General features: G+C 64.5%; 15 protein-coding genes. 8 read left to right on the forward strand and 7 right to left on the reverse strand.

All coding sequences use genetic code 11. The features are described 5' to 3' along the window. Nucleotides 1-33: 33 nt before the first annotated feature. From I6F24_RS11815 to I6F24_RS11825, 3 genes are all read right to left on the reverse strand, one after another. A complete protein-coding gene (locus I6F24_RS11815) occupies nt 34-429 on the reverse strand; it encodes a type II toxin-antitoxin system death-on-curing family toxin (RefSeq protein WP_074447732.1) in 396 nt (131 codons plus the stop codon). A gap of 12 nt (nt 430-441) precedes the next feature. After that, nucleotides 442-666, reverse strand: coding sequence for an AbrB family transcriptional regulator (locus tag I6F24_RS11820; RefSeq protein WP_035998672.1), 225 nt, complete (start codon nt 664-666; stop codon nt 442-444). Nucleotides 667-747: 81 nt separating this feature from the next. Beyond that, nucleotides 748-2,685 carry a M3 family oligoendopeptidase gene (locus I6F24_RS11825; RefSeq protein WP_225139252.1) on the reverse strand — a complete coding sequence of 646 codons (1,938 nt, stop codon included), beginning with the start codon at nt 2,683-2,685 and terminating at the stop codon, nt 748-750. Nucleotides 2,686-2,812: 127 nt separating this feature from the next. Here I6F24_RS11825 and I6F24_RS11835 point away from each other — a divergent pair, with 127 nt between their 5' ends. The 3 genes from I6F24_RS11835 to I6F24_RS11845 all read left to right on the forward strand — a co-directional run bounded on the left by I6F24_RS11835 (nt 2,813) and on the right by I6F24_RS11845 (nt 8,702). After that, nucleotides 2,813-4,309, forward strand: a complete 1,497-nt coding sequence (locus I6F24_RS11835; protein ID WP_057028054.1) for a sigma-54 dependent transcriptional regulator — start codon at nt 2,813-2,815, stop codon at nt 4,307-4,309. Between the two features lie 347 nt (nt 4,310-4,656). Beyond that, nucleotides 4,657-6,825: a L,D-transpeptidase family protein gene (locus tag I6F24_RS11840; protein ID WP_225149231.1), complete on the forward strand. Its 2,169-nt coding sequence runs from the start codon at nt 4,657-4,659 to the stop codon at nt 6,823-6,825. Nucleotides 6,826-7,109: 284 nt separating this feature from the next. Continuing rightward, a complete protein-coding gene (locus tag I6F24_RS11845; protein WP_225126293.1) occupies nt 7,110-8,702 on the forward strand; it encodes a DUF882 domain-containing protein in 1,593 nt (530 codons plus the stop codon). Nucleotides 8,703-8,751: 49 nt separating this feature from the next. On the opposite strand, the gene I6F24_RS11850 is transcribed toward I6F24_RS11845, so the two are convergent. The 3 genes from I6F24_RS11850 to I6F24_RS11860 all read right to left on the reverse strand — a co-directional run bounded on the left by I6F24_RS11850 (nt 8,752) and on the right by I6F24_RS11860 (nt 11,378). Then, nucleotides 8,752-10,518 carry an adenylate/guanylate cyclase domain-containing protein gene (locus I6F24_RS11850; protein ID WP_035998656.1) on the reverse strand — a complete coding sequence of 589 codons (1,767 nt, stop codon included), beginning with the start codon at nt 10,516-10,518 and terminating at the stop codon, nt 8,752-8,754. 86 nt (nt 10,519-10,604) lie between these two features. Continuing rightward, nucleotides 10,605-10,877 (reverse strand): DUF2312 domain-containing protein, encoded by a 273-nt coding sequence (locus tag I6F24_RS11855; protein WP_018641571.1) that lies wholly within the window; start codon nt 10,875-10,877, stop codon nt 10,605-10,607. 195 nt (nt 10,878-11,072) lie between these two features. After that, complete coding sequence (locus I6F24_RS11860; RefSeq protein ID WP_035998652.1) at nt 11,073-11,378, reverse strand: DUF1244 domain-containing protein; 306 nt, start codon at nt 11,376-11,378, stop codon at nt 11,073-11,075. 153 nt (nt 11,379-11,531) lie between these two features. Between I6F24_RS11860 and I6F24_RS11865 the strand changes: the two genes are divergently transcribed. From I6F24_RS11865 to I6F24_RS11875, 3 genes are all read left to right on the forward strand, one after another. Then, nucleotides 11,532-12,113: a DUF1036 domain-containing protein gene (locus tag I6F24_RS11865; protein ID WP_035998649.1), complete on the forward strand. Its 582-nt coding sequence runs from the start codon at nt 11,532-11,534 to the stop codon at nt 12,111-12,113. Continuing rightward, on the forward strand, nt 12,110-13,546 hold the full coding sequence (gene pyk / locus I6F24_RS11870) for a pyruvate kinase (protein WP_036021924.1): 1,437 nt from the start codon (nt 12,110-12,112) through the stop codon (nt 13,544-13,546). Before I6F24_RS11865 ends, pyk begins: the two co-directional genes overlap by 4 nt. Before the next feature lie 231 nt (nt 13,547-13,777). Further along, entirely contained in the window at nt 13,778-14,689 is a 912-nt protein-coding gene (locus I6F24_RS11875) for an EamA family transporter (RefSeq protein WP_225149232.1), read from the forward strand. Nucleotides 14,690-14,723: 34 nt separating this feature from the next. On the opposite strand, the gene I6F24_RS11880 is transcribed toward I6F24_RS11875, so the two are convergent. Beyond that, nucleotides 14,724-15,404, reverse strand: coding sequence for a TetR/AcrR family transcriptional regulator (locus I6F24_RS11880; RefSeq protein WP_057028549.1), 681 nt, complete (start codon nt 15,402-15,404; stop codon nt 14,724-14,726). Between the two features lie 438 nt (nt 15,405-15,842). Between I6F24_RS11880 and I6F24_RS11885 the strand changes: the two genes are divergently transcribed. Beyond that, nucleotides 15,843-16,568 carry a hypothetical protein gene (locus I6F24_RS11885; protein ID WP_225149233.1) on the forward strand — a complete coding sequence of 242 codons (726 nt, stop codon included), beginning with the start codon at nt 15,843-15,845 and terminating at the stop codon, nt 16,566-16,568. 252 nt (nt 16,569-16,820) lie between these two features. Continuing rightward, a complete protein-coding gene (locus I6F24_RS11890) occupies nt 16,821-17,240 on the forward strand; it encodes a hypothetical protein (RefSeq protein ID WP_225149234.1) in 420 nt (139 codons plus the stop codon). The last annotated feature ends 80 nt before the right edge of the window (nt 17,241-17,320 follow it).

The following is a 17,320-nucleotide window of genomic DNA, read 5'->3' on the forward strand; positions in this document are numbered from 1 at the left end:
CGGCACCGAGGCGGGGTTTTCCCGCAAATCGGGTCATTTGGAATTCCAATTGTCCCGGATCCATCGCGTCAGACTCTCCTCACTGACTTCGCCGGCGGCGAGGGAGAGGATGATCGTTGTCGCTTCCGCGGGATCGGGGCTGAAAGCTACGCCGTTCTTGCGAAGAAAAGCCATCATGGCCATGAAGGCGATGCGCTTGTTTCCATCGACGAATGCATGATTTTTCGCGAGGCCGAATGCATAGGCTGCAGCGAGTTCGTCCAACGGCGCCTGTTCCGAGCGCCATTTGTTGATCGGGCGCTCCAGCGCCGAGCGCAGCATGCCTTCGTCGCGCAATCCCGGCGCACCGCCGAAGCGCCGGAGCTGTCGACCATGAATTGCGACAGCCTGCTCGTAAGTGACCCAGAGCGGCTCCTGAGGATCGCTCATGCGCATCGCCAGCTATTTTGCGAGCGCAGCGAGCGTGTCGCGATACTTATCCATGATCTCGTCGGCGATCTCCATCGTCCGCTCGAAATCGGGGTCGTAGGGCAGCAGCTGAAAACCACCACCAGGCAATTCCACCACATGCAATTGCTGGCCGCGCTTGAGATCGAGGCGCTGCATCAGCTCGCGTGGCAACAGCAAACCATCCGAATTGCCGATCTTCTTGATCTCAATTTTCATGGCTGACCTCCGGCGCGTTATACACTTGTATAACACAACCAACGAGTCGGTTCAACGGATGTTTTACGGATGGCGAATGCGTCAGCCCATCGCCTCCAGCTCGTCGATCATTCCGGCGATGACGCTGAGCCCGCCGTCCCAGAACTTTGGGTCCTTCGCATCTAACCCGAATGGCCGCAGCAGCTCGGAATAGTGCTTGGTGCCGCCGGCGGCGAGCATGTCGAGATAGCGCTCGGCGAAACCCTCGGCCGCGTTCTCGTAGACGGCATAGAGCGAGTTCACGAGACAGTCGCCGAACGCGTAGGCGTAGACATAGAACGGCGAATGGATGAAGTGCGGGATGTACATCCAGTAGTTCTCGTAGCCCGCCTTGATCTCGATCGCCGGTCCAAGGCTCTCGCCCTGCACCGACAGCCAGATCTCGCCGAGCCGCGTCGCGGTGAGCTCGCCGTTCTTGCGCTCGGTGTGGACCGCACGCTCGAAGGAATAGAACGCGATCTGCCGCACCACGGTGTTGATCATGTCCTCGACCTTGCCGGCGAGCAGCGCCTGGCGCTGCTTCGCGCTCTTGGTCTGGGCCAGCAGCCGCTTGAAGGTGAGCATTTCGCCGAACACGCTCGCGGTCTCCGCCAGGGTCAGCGGCGTCGGCGCCATCAGCGCGCCGTTCTTTGCCGCGAGCACCTGATGGACGCCATGGCCGAGCTCATGCGCGAGCGTCATCACGTCGCGCGGCTTGCCCTGGTAGTTCATGAGAACGTAAGGGTGCGCTGACGGCGTGGTCGGATGCGAGAACGCCCCGGGCACCTTGCCCGGCCGGACCGGCGCGTCGATCCAGCGGTCGGTGAAGAAGCGCTCGGCGATATCGGCCATTTTGGGCGAGAAGCCGCGATAGGCCGTCAGCACCATGCTGCGCGCCTCCGGCCAGGCGATGACATCGGTCGCCGCGAAAGGCAGCGGCGCGTTGCGGTCCCAATAGGCCAGCCGCTTCTTGCCGAACCATTTCGCTTTCAGCGCATAATAGCGATGCGACAGTTTCGGATAGGCTGCGCGCACCGAGGCGACCAGCGCATCGACGACCTCGCGCTCGACACGATTGTTCAGATGGCGGGAATCGGCCACGTCCTTGAAGCCGCGCCAGCGGTCGGAGATGTCCTTGTCCTTGGCCAACGTGTTGGTGATCAGCGCAAAGGTGCGCTCATTGGCCTTGAAGGTCTTCGCCAGTGCCTCCGCCGCGCTCTTGCGCTTGGCGCCGTCGCGATCCTGCAGCAGATTCAGCGTCGGCTCGATCGCGAGCTCCTTGGCGCCGACCTTGAAGCGGAGGCTGGAGATGGTCTGATCGAACAGCCGGTTGAAGGCTGAATAGCCGGTCTGCGCCTTCTCCAGGAAAAGCTGCTCCAGCTTGTCGTCGAGCTGGTACGGCTTCTCCTTGCGCAGATCCTCGATCCAGGGACCGTAGTGCGCGAGCTCGGCGGCCTGCATCGCGCGATTCAAAATATCGTCATCGATCCGATTGAGCTCGAGCGCGAAGAACAACAGATGCGTGGACGCCGCCGTCAGCCGCTCGGACACGTCGCCGTAAAACTTTGAAATCGCAGGGTCCACACTGTCGCCGGCATGGACGAGCCCGGCATAGGAGCCGAGACGGCCGGCGAGATCGTCGATCGCCTCATAGCGTCGCACCGCCTCGGCGAGCCACTTTCCGCCATCTTCGTTTGCTGTCCCTGTCGCCAGCTTGCCCCTGTAGTCCGTCTCGAAGGCGACGCAGTCGGCATCCATTCTCTCGAGGTCGCGCGCCACCTCCGGCGCCTCGATCCCGGAATAGAGGTCGGCCAGGTTCCACTCCGGAAGCTTGCCGGTCTTGCTCGCAGCTTTGGAGGGTGCAGCTTTGGAGGGCCTTGCCTTGGGGGCGGATTTTTTGGTGCTTGGCTTGCGGAGAGCGGGCTTGCCGGGAGCGGACTTCTTGAGAGCGGACTTGTTCAAGGCAGATTTGTTCAAGGCGGACTTGGAGCGCGAATTCATTGTGTGGGAAACCTGTGTTCAACAATCGCGGCGGCAGGCGGGGGCATCAAGGTTTAAGCGTGCGTTAATCGGCTTCGGCCAGAGTGCCCCGATTCGAGACAGATAGTAGTAGCGTGCGGGGAACACCATGGCTGCCAGTATTTTGATCGCCGACGACGACGCTGTAGCCCGCCGGCTGGTCGAGAACATGGTGCAGAAATGCGGCTATGAGACGGTCGTCGTGGACTCCGGTGACGCCGCAATTGCCGCCCTCACTGCCCCCGACGGACCGGCCATCGACGCCGTCATCCTCGACCTCGTCATGCCCGGCCTCGACGGCATGGGCGTATTGGCGAAGATCCGCGAAGCCGGCCTGAGCGTCCCCGTCATCGTGCAGACCGCTCATGGCGGTATCGACAACGTGATCTCCGCGATGCGCGCGGGCGCGGCCGATTTCGTCGTCAAGCCGGTCGGCGTCGAGCGGCTCCAGGTCTCGCTTCGCAACGCGCTCAACACGTCCGCGCTCAAGGGGGAATTGCAGCGCATCCGTCACAGCCGCGAAGGACGGCTCACCTTCTCCGACATCATCACCCGCTCCGAAGCGATGACGGGCGTGATGCGCGCCGCCCAGAAGGCGGCAAACTCCGCGATCCCCGTGCTGATCGAGGGCGAGTCCGGCGTCGGCAAGGAGATGTTCGCGCGCGCCATCCATGGCAGCGGCGAGCGCAAGGCCAAGCCGTTCGTTGCGGTCAATTGCGGCGCAATTCCCGACAACCTCGTCGAGTCCATCCTGTTCGGCCATGAGAAGGGCGCCTTCACCGGGGCCACCGAGCGGCACACGGGCAAGTTCGTCGAGGCTCATGGCGGCACGCTGTTTCTGGACGAGGTCAGCGAGCTGCCGCTGACGGCGCAGGTAAAGCTGCTGCGTGCGCTCCAGGAGGGCGCCGTGGAATCGGTCGGCGGCCGCAAGCCGCTCAAGGTCGACGTCCGCATCATCTCGGCCACCAATCGCAAGCTGCTGGAGCGGGTGAAGCAGGGACAATTCCGGGAAGACCTGTTCTACCGGCTGCACGTGCTGCCGCTGACGATCCCCTCGCTGCGCGCGCGGCGTGAGGATATCCCGCACCTGCTCAGGCATTTCATCGCGCGCTTTGCCGCCGAGGAGAACCGCCCGATCACCGGGATCAGCGGCGAGGCGGTGGCCCATCTTGCCCAGCTCGACTGGCCCGGCAACATCCGCCAGCTCGAGAACGCGGTCTATCGCGCCGTGGTGATGAGCGACGGGGACCAGCTTGGTCTCGGCGACTTCCCTCTGCTCGCCTCGCAGGCGCATCCCGTCACGGATATTCCGACCGCTCCGTTGCTGCTCGAGCCGGCGGCGACGCCCTCCGTAGTGTCGGGTAATGAAATACCAATCGCCCCGCTCCCCGCGGTGGGAACGCTGTCTATGCTCACTGCGACCGGCGATGTCCGCCCGCTGGAGGACATGGAGAACGAGATCATCCGTTTCGCCATCTCGCATTATCGCGGCCAGATGTCCGAAGTGGCTCGCCGACTCAAAATCGGCCGCTCGACGCTCTACCGTAAACTCGACGAGGCCGGGGTTCCCGGGCATGGCGGCAAAAGCGGCGAGGAGACGCATTGAGCCCAGTGCGAACGAAGCTTCGCACGGCGGTGCGAGATCGCTCTAAGCCGTTCGCGTGACGACGGAATTCGTCTGCGATTTGAACCGTGACTTGGAAGTGACAGACAGAGGGAAAAGCGCGTGGCAGAAGCGTACAATCCGTTGCCAAGAGGCTCCCTTGAAGTCAGTTTGTCGTGAGTTGCCCCGGGCAGCGCTGGCCGCAAAATCGGGGCCTGTATATCGTCTGCGTCAGAATCGTTGCGTGCAGGCGTGCAACTTTCGAGAGGCCGGCGCGGTTTAGCCGAAACATCAATAAGCGATAACGAGCTGTTCCGTGAAGGAACAGTTCACCCGAGGGGTGCGACACAATGCGTGACTGTTTGAACCACCGTGTGGGCTTTGACCGTGTCTTGATGACGGTCGCGGCGACCTTCCTCACGGTGTCGGCCAGCTCGGCCCTGGCGCAGGATCTGCCGCGCAGCAGCGCCGCGGAACTCGCGATCGAAGCCGCGATCCCGCGCCCCGAACCGGCAAACGTCCCGCCCCCGACTGCAGCCGACATCAAGCTCGACACCACCGCCACGGTGCAGGATTCCACGAAGGACGTCGCAAGGGATTCCGCCAAGGTGAACGTCGCGCCCACGGCGGACAAGGTGGAGACCAAGCCCTCCGACGTTGCCACCACACCCGCGCCGGAAGCGCCGAAGAGCGAGACTGCGAAAACCGAGCCGGCCAAGGCCGACACCGCAACGGCCACGCCGGCGGCTCCCGCAGCACCGGCCGCCGAACCGGTGAAGGCCGCAAGCAACGTGCCCACCGCCGACCAACCGGTCGCGGACAAGCTCAAGGACATCATCGGCGCTAAGACCTCGCGCCATTTCGACCGCAAGAACGAGCGTGCAGCGATTGAGAAGTTCTATGGCGCGCGCGACTTCGCGCCGGTCTGGACGCAAGGCGGCAACCTGACTGCTGCGGCCAAGGGCGTGATCGCACGGCTCAAGGACGCGGCGTCCGACGGTCTCAATCCCGCCGACTATCCGGTGCCGGATTTCGCCGCCACGACCCCCGATGCGCTGGCTGATGCCGAGCTCAAGCTCACCGCCAGCATGTTCGACTATGCCCGCCACGCCCAGAGCGGCCGCATGCATTGGTCGCAGGCCGGCGGCGACATTCTCTATCCCGAGCATCCGGTCGATCCCGGCGAAGTGCTCGCCAAGATCACGACGGCGGCGGACGCCTCCGCGGCGCTCGAGAGTTACAACCCGCCGCACAAGCTCTACAAGGAGCTGAAGGCCAAGCTCGCCGAGCTGCGCGGCCAGGGCAGCGGTCCGGTGATCGAGATCGCCGACGGCCCTGCGCTGAAATACACCCCTGCCGGCAAGAAGCAGGCTGAGATCGTCGTGGAAGATCCGCGCGTGCCGCAACTGCGCGCCAAGCTCGGCCTCGCCGAGAATGCCAGCGACACCCGCTACGACGCTGCGGTCGCCGAAGCCGTGCGCAAGTTCCAGACCGGCGCCGAGCTGAAGCCGACCGGCATCCTAGACGACAAGACGGTCAAGGCGCTCAACACCCCCAAGCGCGACAAGCAGATCGACGTGGTGCTGGTGAACATGGAGCGCTGGCGCTGGCTGCCGCGCGATCTCGGCGCGCCGGCGCTGGGTGATGCCTATGTCATCCTCAACATTCCCGATTTCACTTTGAAAGTGATGCAACGCGGCCAGCAGGTCTGGACCACACGCGTCGTCACCGGCAAGCCGGGCAAGCAAGCCACCCCGCTCCTCACCGAGACGATGAAGTACATCACGGTGAACCCGACCTGGAATGTGCCGCCATCCATCGTTTACAACGAGTACCTGCCGGCATTGCAGCAGGACCCGACCGTGCTTCAACGCATGGGCCTGAGGCTTGAGCAAAACCGCGACGGCTCGGTGCACATTTCGCAGCCGCCGGGCGAAGCCAACGCGCTCGGCCGCATCCGCTTCAACTTCCCGAACAAGTTCCTCGTCTATCAACACGACACGCCGGACAAGCATTTGTTCGCCAAGGAAGAGCGCGCCTTCAGCCATGGCTGCATGCGCGTGCAGAATCCGGATCAGTACGCCTCCGTTCTGCTCAACATCGTCATGCCGAACGAGAAGTACACGCCGGAGCGCATCCGCAGCATGTACGGCAAAAGCGAGATCGACCTGAAATTCCCGACCCCAATCCCGGTCAACATCACCTATCAGACCGCGTTCGTGGATGAGGCCGGCAAGCTGCAGTTCCGCAAGGACGTCTATGGCCGCGACGCGGCCATGATCAACGTCCTGAAGAACAACCGCGGCAAGGACCTCGAGGCCGTCGTGGCGCATTCCCAGCCGAGCTATTCGCGTCCGGCAACGACGCTGCCCTCCGGAGTGGCCGTGGCCAACAACGGCAGCGGCTTCGGCTCGTCCGGGCCGAACTTCTTCGAGCGGCTGTTCGGGGCGCCCACCCAGGCCGTGCCGCCGGCACCGGTCGGCCGCCGTCCGCAACAGCAGCGGGTGTTTACCCGCTGACGCCCGTCCCGCACTCGTTTTCCTGAAATTCTGCAAGGAAATCAGCGACCCCGTCCCCAGGATGGGGTCGTTGACGTTAACCATGCTGCGACCTGCGATGGGGCGGCGGGCGTTTTTTTGCCACAGTCAACCGCTTAGGATCGTAATCTGACTTGGTTTGGGGGCGAGAAGGTCAACCTCAAATTAACCTTCTCGCTTTAAGAAAGCGTTCATTCTCTTTCGCGCTGCTAACGGGGTTGGCGGGAGAGTCCATTTGAACGCTCGTCGACTGGGTGGGCTCATACGTGCTGACTGGTCTCGCACGCCAATTCGTTGTGCTGTCGTTGTCCCATGCGGGCGTGAAGGCCGGATCCCGGATCGGCCTTGCGGCTGCATTGCTGCTTGCGGCCGCCGGTTCGGTTCATGACGCCGCCGCTCTGAACGAGACCAAGACGCTCTCGTTCCACCACACCCATTCCGGCGAAGACCTCACCGTCACCTTCAAGCGCGACGGGCGCTACGACGAGGCGGCGCTGAAGCAGCTCAACCACTTCCTGCGCGACTGGCGTACCCAGGAACAGACGGTCATGGACCGTCGCCTGTTCGACATCCTCTGGGAAGTCTATCGGGACGTCGACGGCAAGCAGCCGATTCAGATCATCTCCTCCTATCGCTCCCCCGCCACCAACGCCATGCTCCGCCGCCGCTCCTCCGGCGTGGCGCGCGCCAGCCAGCACATGCTGGGCCATGCGATAGACTTCTTCATCCCCGGCGTACCGCTGGAGCAGATCCGCTTCGCCGGCCTGCGTCTGCAGCGCGGCGGGGTCGGCTTCTATCCGACATCCGGCTCGCCTTTCGTGCACCTCGACACCGGCAGCGTCCGGCACTGGCCGCGGATGACGCATGACCAGCTCGCCCGCGTCTTCCCGGACGGCAAGACGGTGCATCTGCCGACCGATGGCGTGCCGCTGAAGAACTATGAGCTCGCCAAGGCCGAGATCGAGCGGCGCGGCAGCGGCGATGACGCCGGCAGCAAGCCGAATTTCTTCGCAGCCTTGTTCAGGAGCAAGCCGGCAGCTCCGGCCGCCAGCGACGAGGATGACGAGGGCGCGCCCAGCCCGGCCGCGAAGCCGGCGGCACCGACCGTCGTCGCAGCCGCCGCCAAGCCCGCCGAGCCGGTGCCGACGCCGCGCGCCAAGCCGCAGATCGCCGCCGCGATCCAGCTCGCGTCGGCCGATGCGCAGATCGTCGCGCCGCCCAAGCCGAAGCCCGCGCCCGTGGCTGACAAGCCCGCTGCCAGCAAGCCGGAAACCCCGGCCGACATCATCAATGCGCGCGGCTTCTGGGATGACGTTCCGGCCATGCCGCAGCAGGCGACGCCGGCGCAGGTCGCCGCGCTGAAGGCGCGCCAGGCGCTGGCCGCGGCCACCGATCCGCAACCGACCGCGAGCGTGTCCAACGCGGCCCTGCAAGCCCTGGCTTACGCGCCGGCGGCGTCCCCGGTCGACCGCGGCAATGTCGTCGCCGCCTCGGCGCCGATCCCGCGCACCACCCGCCCCCGTAGCGTGGCTCAGGCGCCGGAGATCAACAGCGTGGTCGGCAAGAGCGTCGACGGCAGGGTCGCAACCGCGACCCGCCTGTCTGCGGCCAAGGGCGAGAGCATCTGGCTCAAGATCGTGATGCTGTCGCCGAGCGCCAGCCACGCGATGTCGGTGACGCTGATGGGCGAGCTCGATACCGCGGCGCTGCGCGGCTATTTCGTCAAGCCGCGCTCCGTGATCGCGATGGGCTTCTCCGACGACCCGATGCAGGGCCTGTCCTGCGACAATTTCTCGGGCAGCGCGACCGCAAAGCTCGAGACGACGTCGTTCGTCGTGCGCACCGCCGCGCTGCGCTGAGTCCTCTGTGCCAGCAAAGCTCTCTCTGTTCGTCCTTGCCCGGGGTCGATCAAGCCGGCAAGCCGGCCGCGATGAGGCCGGCCTCGTGACGCTGCCGGTCGGGCTCGCGCTTGTAGTGCAGCGTCGCAAGATAAGCTGCCACCGAGAATCCCGGTTCGCGCTTCAAGACCTCGGCGGCGTGAGCGCCGGCCGCGATCGCGTTCTTCATCTGCGCGAATGTCGCCGCCAGGAACGCATGATGGGTATAGTCGGGGCGCGTGATCCTTGAAAACGCCTCGGCGGCCTCGGCGTATTTCTCCGCGCAATAATAGGCGCGGCCCAGATGGCTCCAGAAGCGCTCGGGATGATAGGGGTTGAGACGCATCGCTTTCCTGATCCAGTCGATGCCTTCCTCCGGCAGGCCCAGCCAGGTCAGAAGCTCTCCCTGTTGCACGACGACGAGGTCGTAGTTCGGATTGAGGGCGAGTGCACGCTCCTGGTGATAGGTGGCCTTTTCGTAGTCGTGTCGCGTCAGATTCAGCGCGGCGAGAATTCGGTGTACGTCCGCGTCGTTGTCGTCGAGCGCCAACGCAATTTCCAGCTCCGAAGCAACCTGCTCGAAGGTCGCCTCGCGGTCGGCGCACCAGCCATAGATCCAGCACTGACCGAGCACGCATGCCTTCCAGGCATGAGCGTGGGCATAGTTCGGATCCATCGCCAGCGCACGGTTGAGCAGCGTCTGCGCCTGAGCGTTGTCGTCGCGGGTTGATCGATGATGCAGGAGCTTTGCAGCCAGCACGCATTCGTAAGCGGGCATGTTGTCGGTCGGCTTGCGCTTGGTGCGGTCGTGCGTTGCGGCTTCTACTCGCCCCGGCAACGTCGCCACGATCGCGCGGGTCATCTCGTCCTGGATGGCGAAGATATCCCGGAGCTCGCGGTCGTAACGTTCGGCCCAGATATGGCGGTCGGTCTCTGCATCGATCAGCTGCACGGTGACGCGGACGCGCTCGCCGGCCTTGCGAACGCTGCCCTCGATGACATAGTCGACTCCGAACTCACGGCCGATGTCCTGGACCTTTACGGCCTTTCCCTTGTAGACGAACGTCGAGTTGCGGGAGATGACGAGCAGGTCGTGGAAGCGCGAAAGCTCGGTGATGATGTCCTCGGTGAGACCGTCAGCGAAGAACTCCTGCTCCGGATCGCCGCTCATATTGGCGAACGGCAGCACGGCGATGGACGGCTTCTTCGAAACACCCGGCGGCGTCAGAGCACGATTGGACCCGTCAGGCAGGCTTGCGGGCCCCTCCGCCAGCCGAATGCGGAAGATGCGGATTGGACGGGCGATGTTCTTGACGCTCTGTTCACCGAGATCGTCGAACTGAACGCCGTCGAGCCGGTCGCCGACCTGATCGCGCACCGCGCCGGAGACGCAGATTCCTCCGGGCTCGGCCAGCGTCTCCAGCCGCGCCGCGACGTTGACGCCATCGCCGAATATGTCGTTCTGATCGACGATGACGTCGCCGAGATTGATGCCGATGCGGAATTGGATCCACCGCGGCGGCGGGACGTCGGCATTGCGCCGCGCCATGCGGCGCTGAACCTCGGCCGCACATAGCACGGCATCGACGACGCTGTGGAATTCCGCGAGCATGCCGTCGCCGGTCGTCTTGATGATACGGCCGCGATTCTTGGCAATGGCGGGATCGATGAGCTCGACACGATGGGTCTTGAGGCGCGCAAGAGTGCCGGCCTCGTCGACCTCCATCAGCCGGCTGAAGCCGACCATGTCGGCAGCGAGAACCGCGGCAAGCCTGCGCTCTGGTCCCGGCACATCCATCGCTCGGTCCCTTCACCGAGCAACCTAGCAGATGCCGAGATTTTGCCCAAGCTTGGTGCGCTGCAACGCCGACCGGGCGGGGGGCCTCAGAGCATCCCCAGCGCCTGCATGTAGGTCTCGAGGATGGTCTCGGCCTCGGCGCGCTCGTTGGGGTCCTGCTTGCGCAGGCGCACGATGGTGCGCAGCGCCTTGACGTCGTAGCCGTTGCCCTTGCTTTCGGCATAGACGTCGCGGATGTCGTCGGAGATCGCCTTCTTCTCTTCCTCCAGCCGCTCGATGCGCTCGATGATGGATTTGAGCTGGTCCTTGGCGAATTTCGTCGCGGGCTCGTCGTCGCGGACGGCGGCGGAGGTGGCCATCTTGGTACTCCCAATGGAACTGGCAAAACGAGGTGACGCCGGCATCCCTCACCGCGCGTGCTGGGTAGACCCTTAGGGTCGGCGCTCCCAGCGTTCAAGCAAGCATCACGCTCGTCCACAGCGCGCCCACACCTTCCTGCGCCGACGCACAGAAAGCTGTTGTGTGGTGCGGCTCAGGGCTCGGCGATGGGCCGTTCAATGCCCGTGGGGATGGACCTTCTTCATCGCCTCGAGCTGCTCGGGCGTGGCCGTGCCCTGGTGCTTCGCCTTCCAGGTCTCATAGGGCATGCCGTAGACGGCCTCCCGGCTCTCGTCCTTGCTCAAGGCGACGCCCTGGGCGTCCGCAGCGTCCTTGAGCCAGTTGGACAGGCAATTGCGGCAGAAGCCGGCCAGATTCATCAGGTCGATGTTCTGGACGTCGGTGCGGCTCCGCAGATGCTCGACCAAGCGCCGAAAAGCGGCCGCCTCGAGCTCCGTTCTGGTTTTGTCGTCGATTGCCATGGCTGTCTTCCTCAAGGTCCGTTCCGGGGCAGGGTTACGGGATCAGGTGGGTCTTGTCACAGATTTTGCCATATCGCGGCGCAAAGGGGCCACTGCCCGGCTGCCCCCGGCCCAACGCCAAATCGTCAATGATCTGGTATAGCTTCCGCGACAATGACTGCCGAATCTCCCCGCTCCCCGCTTTACCTGCTCGCCCGGTTGGTCCCGGTGCTGGTGGTCGCCCTGGCGTGCCTCTACGCCGGCCCGGCCTCCGCCGATTTCCGCCTCTGCAACAACACGTCGAGCCGGGTCGGGATCGCGCTCGGCTACAAGGACGCCGAGGGCTGGACCACCGAGGGCTGGTGGAACATCTCGTCCCGTTCCTGCGAGACGCTGCTGCGCGGCACGCTGGTCGCCCGGTACTACTACATCTACGCCATCGACTACGACCGCGGCGGCGAATGGTCGGGCCAAGCCTTCATGTGCTCCCGCGACAAGGAGTTCACCATCCGCGGCACCGAGGATTGCCTGGCCCGCGGCTATGACCGCACCGGCTATTTCGAGGTCGACACCGGCGAGCAGCGCGCCTGGACGGTGCAGCTGACCGACGCCAACGAACAGCCGGCGCAGCAGCGCGTGCCTGGCCTGCCCGGCCCGGTGGGCCCGGGCGGCGTTCCGGGTTTGCCCAATAGCCCGCCCGGTGCTACGCCCCCGGGCTCGCCCGGCCTGCCACCCCCGTCTGGAAATAAGCCATGAGGCGCCTTCGCCGTATCAAGATTCTCGCGACCCTGGGACCAGCCTCTTCAGACCTCGCGATGATCCGCCGCCTGTTCGAGGCCGGCGCCGACCTGTTCCGCATCAACATGAGCCACACCCCGCATGACAAGATGCGGGAGCTGGTGGCGACGATCCGCAACGTCGAGAGCAGCTACGGCCGGCCGATCGGCATCCTGGTCGACCTGCAGGGCCCGAAGCTGAGACTGGGCTCCTTTGCCGAAGGGGCGATCCAGCTCCAGAACGGACAGACCTTCACGCTGGATTCCGACAAGACGCCCGGCGATGCCACGCGCGTCCAGCTCCCGCATCCGGAGATCCTGGCGGCGCTCAGGCCCGGCCATGCGCTGCTGCTCGACGACGGCAAGGTGCGGCTGATCGCGGAGGAGACCTCGAAGGAGCATGCGGTGACGCGTGTCGTGGTCGGCGGCAAGATGAGCGACCGCAAGGGCGTCAGCCTGCCCGACACCGACCTGCCGGTCTCGGCGATGACGCCCAAGGACCGCGCCGACCTCGAGGCCGCCCTCGTCACCGGCGTCGACTGGATCGCGCTGTCCTTCGTGCAGCGCGCCGACGACGTCATCGAGGCCAAGAAGATGATCCGCGGCCGGGCCGCCGTGATGGCCAAGATCGAGAAGCCGCAGGCGATCGACCGCCTCGCCGACATCATCGAGGCTTCCGATGCGCTGATGGTGGCGCGCGGCGACCTCGGCGTCGAGCTGCCGCTGGAGCGGGTGCCGAGCCTGCAGAAGCAGATGACGCGGATGGCGCGCCGCGCCGGCAAGCCGGTGGTGATCGCGACCCAGATGCTAGAATCGATGATCCAGTCGCCGGTGCCGACCCGCGCCGAAGTCTCCGACGTCGCCACCGCGGTCTATGAGGGCGCCGACGCCATCATGCTGTCGGCGGAATCGGCGGCCGGCAAATTCCCGGTCGAGGCGGTCTCGACCATGAACCGCATCGGCGAGGAGGTCGAGCGCGATCCGACCTACCGTTCGGTGATCATGGCCCAACGTCCGGCGCCGGAATCCACCGCGGGCGATGCCATCGCCGACGCCGCGCGGCAGATCGCCGAGACGCTCGACCTGCCGGCCTTGATCTGCTGGACCTCATCGGGCTCGACCGCCGTGCGCGTGGCGCGCGAGCGGCCGAAGCCGCCGATCGTGGCGATCACGCCGAACATCACCGCCGGCCGCCGGCTCGCGGTCGCCTGGGGCGTGCATTGCGTGGTGGCGGAGGACGCGCGCGACCAGGACGACATGGTGAGCCGCGCCGGCCAGATCGCCTTCCGCGACGGTTTCGTCCGCGCCGGCCAGCGCGTCATCATCGTCGCCGGCGTGCCGCTCGGCATCCCCGGCACCACCAACATGGTGCGCATCGCCTCGGTCGGCCCCGAGGGCGACGCCAACATGTGAGGCCCGCCGGGGGCGGCCAAACAAAAAGTCGAAAAACAACCCCATGCACAGTAGCCGGCCACTCTGGCCGGTCTTGCCGGGGTTTTGCGAAAAGGCACGCTCGGGCAATGGCCTGAGCGCGATCAGGTCGCCTTTTGGCTCGCGGCGCGATTTCTTCAGGTCCCGACCAGCGCCGTGTTCGCAGGCAGCAGCGTCTGCTGCACCAGGCCGCTATCGCTAGGAACCGGTTATATGGCCACCACCGTCGAATCCGAAGCCCGCGCCCGCCCGACGCTGGGCATCGTGCTCATGGCGGCCGCGATGCTTTCGATCCCGCTGGTCGATGGGATCGCCAAATATCTGAGCGCCGACTATTCGCCGCTCTTCATCGCCTGGGCGCGCTACGCCGTGGCAAGCGCCGTCGTCCTTCCAGTGGCCGCGATCAGGTACAAAGGAGAGATCTTTCCCGCCGAACGGCGCGCCTCCCATATGCTGCGGACGGTGTTCCTCGTCACCGGGATGACGCTTTACTTCCTGTCCATCGCGACCGTTCCGCTGGCTACAGCCGTCAGCGCCTATTTCGTGGGGCCGGTCATCGCGGTCGCGCTCGCCGCCATGGTCCTGAAGGAGCGTTTGACGCAACGAAAGATCGCGAGCCTGGCGCTGGGCTTCACCGGCGCCATCGTCATTCTGCGCCCGGACGGCGACATCGAGCCCGGCATCCTGCTGGCGCTCGGCGCCGGGCTAACGTTCGCGCTCTATCTGATCGCAACGCGGCAGGCTTCTCTGGTCAGCGATCCCGTCAAGACGCTCGCCTTCCAGTGTGTCGTCGGCATGGTGCTCCTGACGCCACAAGCCATCTTCACTTGGGCCACACCGGCCTGGGACGCTGTCATGTTCTTTCTGGCTTTGGGTGCGCTCTCTGCTGTCAGTCATGTCCTGTCCATCGCGGCATTTCGCTTCGCCGAAGCGTCCACCCTGTCGCCGCTGGTCTATCTCGAACTGCTCGGTTCCACAGCCATCGGCTATCTTGTCTTCAAGGATATCCCGCAAGGCTCCACGATCGCCGGAGCCGTCCTCATTGTGACCGCCGGGCTCATTCTTCTGAAGCGTCCCACCGGGGTTGATCAGTCCGGCCGGGAAAATGCTGATGTAGCAGGATAACAGCGGGCCCGGGCGATCCCGGTGGCGGGTCGGCTCAGGCGCCGACCAGTGCCTTGGTCGTCGGCAGCAGCGTCTGCTGCACCACGAGGCCGCGGGCACGAGCGTCCATGACGCCGACGGCGCGCAGCGCCAGCAGGGTCACGGTCTGCACCGCATCGCGCATCTTGACGGGATCATCGAGATTGTCGGGCGCGAGCGGGCCGACGAGCGCCTCATGCAGCGCGCCGAGCAAGGCGGTGGCCGCAAGCGCGGTGTCCTGCGCCGGCAGATGGCCGGCACGCACGGCGGCGTCGATCCGGGAGGCGATCTCGCCGGCGATCTCGCGCCGGCTGGCAAGGCGCGAGGCGCTGACATCGACATCGACCGGCTCGGCCAGGATGCCCCAGGCCAGCCTGCGCTGCGACAGCGTATGCACCGCCACCGTGGTCACGGCGGCCGCCAGCGCCGAGGACGGCCCCGGCGCGGCATCGGCCGCCCTTCGGATCGCCGCGAGCTCGTCGCGGGAGACCTCGGCAATGAGCTCGGAGATCAGCTCGGCCTTGGAGGGGAAATAGCGGTAGACGGTGCCGGCCGCGACATTGGCCCGGACCGCGACCGGCGCGATCTGCACCGCCGCCATCCCGCCTTCCGCCGCCGCCTCCCGCGCCGCCGCCAGAATGGCGCTGCGCCGCGCCGCAAGGCGCTTCACCACTTGATGCGTCCGCCGATAAACCATGGCGCGCTTCCTGTCCCACACGCCGGCCGCACGCCCTGCGGCCGAACGCTTCTCACGCAATAGATGCAAATCGCCCCGCAAGGACTGAACAACTATTCAGGGTGAATGACAAGATGCAAATGCGTGGGGCGTCATGGTGGGCGGACGGGGGCGTCAAACGAACCGGTCGAGAGACTGAACGAGTATTCTTGGAGGGTTTGGATCGCACAATGTGAATTCAGTGGTCGGTGTTTCGCCTGTGAGTGTTCCGGCTGGATTGCGCTACGATCATATACTTATAGGTTCATTTATCCTGTTCGCAGCCAGACGTTGACGCGCGCCTGGTGCAGTGTGCTGATGGCATCGATCTTCACTGCCAGGCAGTTTTCGAAGCCTCGAAAGACTCGGCGCTCTCTCAAGCTGCGGTGGACAGTCTCATGGACGAACGGAGCGTGCGTCATGAAGCGGCTCTTGGGCCTCGCGCTCATTCTCTTTCTGATGCCGACGCCAGACCGCGCGGCAGCCGGTGAATTATTTTCGGTGCGGTGTGAAGGCGGCATTCCCGCCCGCCTCTACTTCGCGACGTTCGACGTCGATGCCAAAGCTGTCGTGTTTGAGACGCCGCCGATAGACCTCGAAACAAATTTCGGCATCACTACACGTTCTGGAGAAATCATTTCCAAAAACGATGGAAAGATCGAATTCATGCTGCGCGTTCGTCCAGGTCGGATCGGCCTGATCTTTGATAGCAACAAGAAGACGATGACTTGGCCGGGACTCGACGCCCCCACCTTTCGGCCGACATTAACCCATCCGTGCACTGTCACCCCCCCGAGAAGCATTTTGAGCTTCGGGGTTCGCGATCCCATTCTGAATCCGATCTCTGTACGCTGTGAACACACGGGCGCTGTGTACTTCACGATGGATGCAGCTTCGAAACAAGCACTCTTCGAGCGTGGCAAGGAGGGAAGAGGGTTTCGCGGTGAAGTCACCGATGCCGGCCAGGATGACGTCACGCTCTCGATGAATTTCGAGGTCCCCCGCCGGGTCGTATGGAGCAGAAGCCGCCAGACCATCACGATTGAAGGCATCGATGGCGATGCAGCGCGACCTCGCACTGTCGTGCAATGTCAAGAAGTCCCGCCTCGAACAATGATGGAATTCCATAGAGAGTCGCAGCGGTAAGAGACGCCTCTCCACGGCAGCAACAATCAAAGAAAACGAAAGACTGGGCGACCGTGCCGACGACATGAACGTTGATGGTGCGTCGTCATGAGACGCAAACTCGCTGCACGCGGAGCAAGCTGCGCCATTCTCGTTCTGGCGTTGCCCACAGCCATCTTTTCGGCCGAGCAGCCGACCAAGAACCAAACCCTCCAAGTCCGATTCGCGGCACATTTGGTCCCGGCAAGCTCATCTTGGAGAGGAGAACGAAAGATGCTGCTCACAGCCGGATCCGAGCTGCCCGTTATGTACTTTCTCGATAAGCCTCCGAGCGATATTCGCACGTCAACATTACCCACGACGGCCAAGGAAGTACTGCTGGCGAGAGTGCGGCTACTGGAGACTGCGGCCGGCCTGGGTGGGCGGATTCCACCGGGAGGCCGTGGGAACGATTCTCTCAGGGAGCGTCTCGCGGTCAGCCTCAGGGTTCTCGAAGTCCAGAGCGGAAATGCATCGGTCGACTCGGTCTTCGACGCGACGTTCGGAGTAACTGATCAAACCCATTCCCTGATTCCGGTGCCGCGTACCAAGTCCGAGCTGGAGAGGGATTATTTTGTCGTCGTGTACGCGGACGATGGCGGTCATTGGCATTTGGCCGGATTTCCGATGAGCGAGGCAGAGTATCAGAGTTGAGAAGAGAAATTCTGGAACGATGAGCGCGAGCGCATGGGCATCAGGCCCTAAACGCTGCAGGTCGACCCGGAGGACCGATT

It is taken from the genome of Bradyrhizobium sp. BRP23, from assembly GCF_020194135.1.
Lineage (GTDB): Bacteria > Pseudomonadota > Alphaproteobacteria > Rhizobiales > Xanthobacteraceae > Bradyrhizobium > Bradyrhizobium yuanmingense.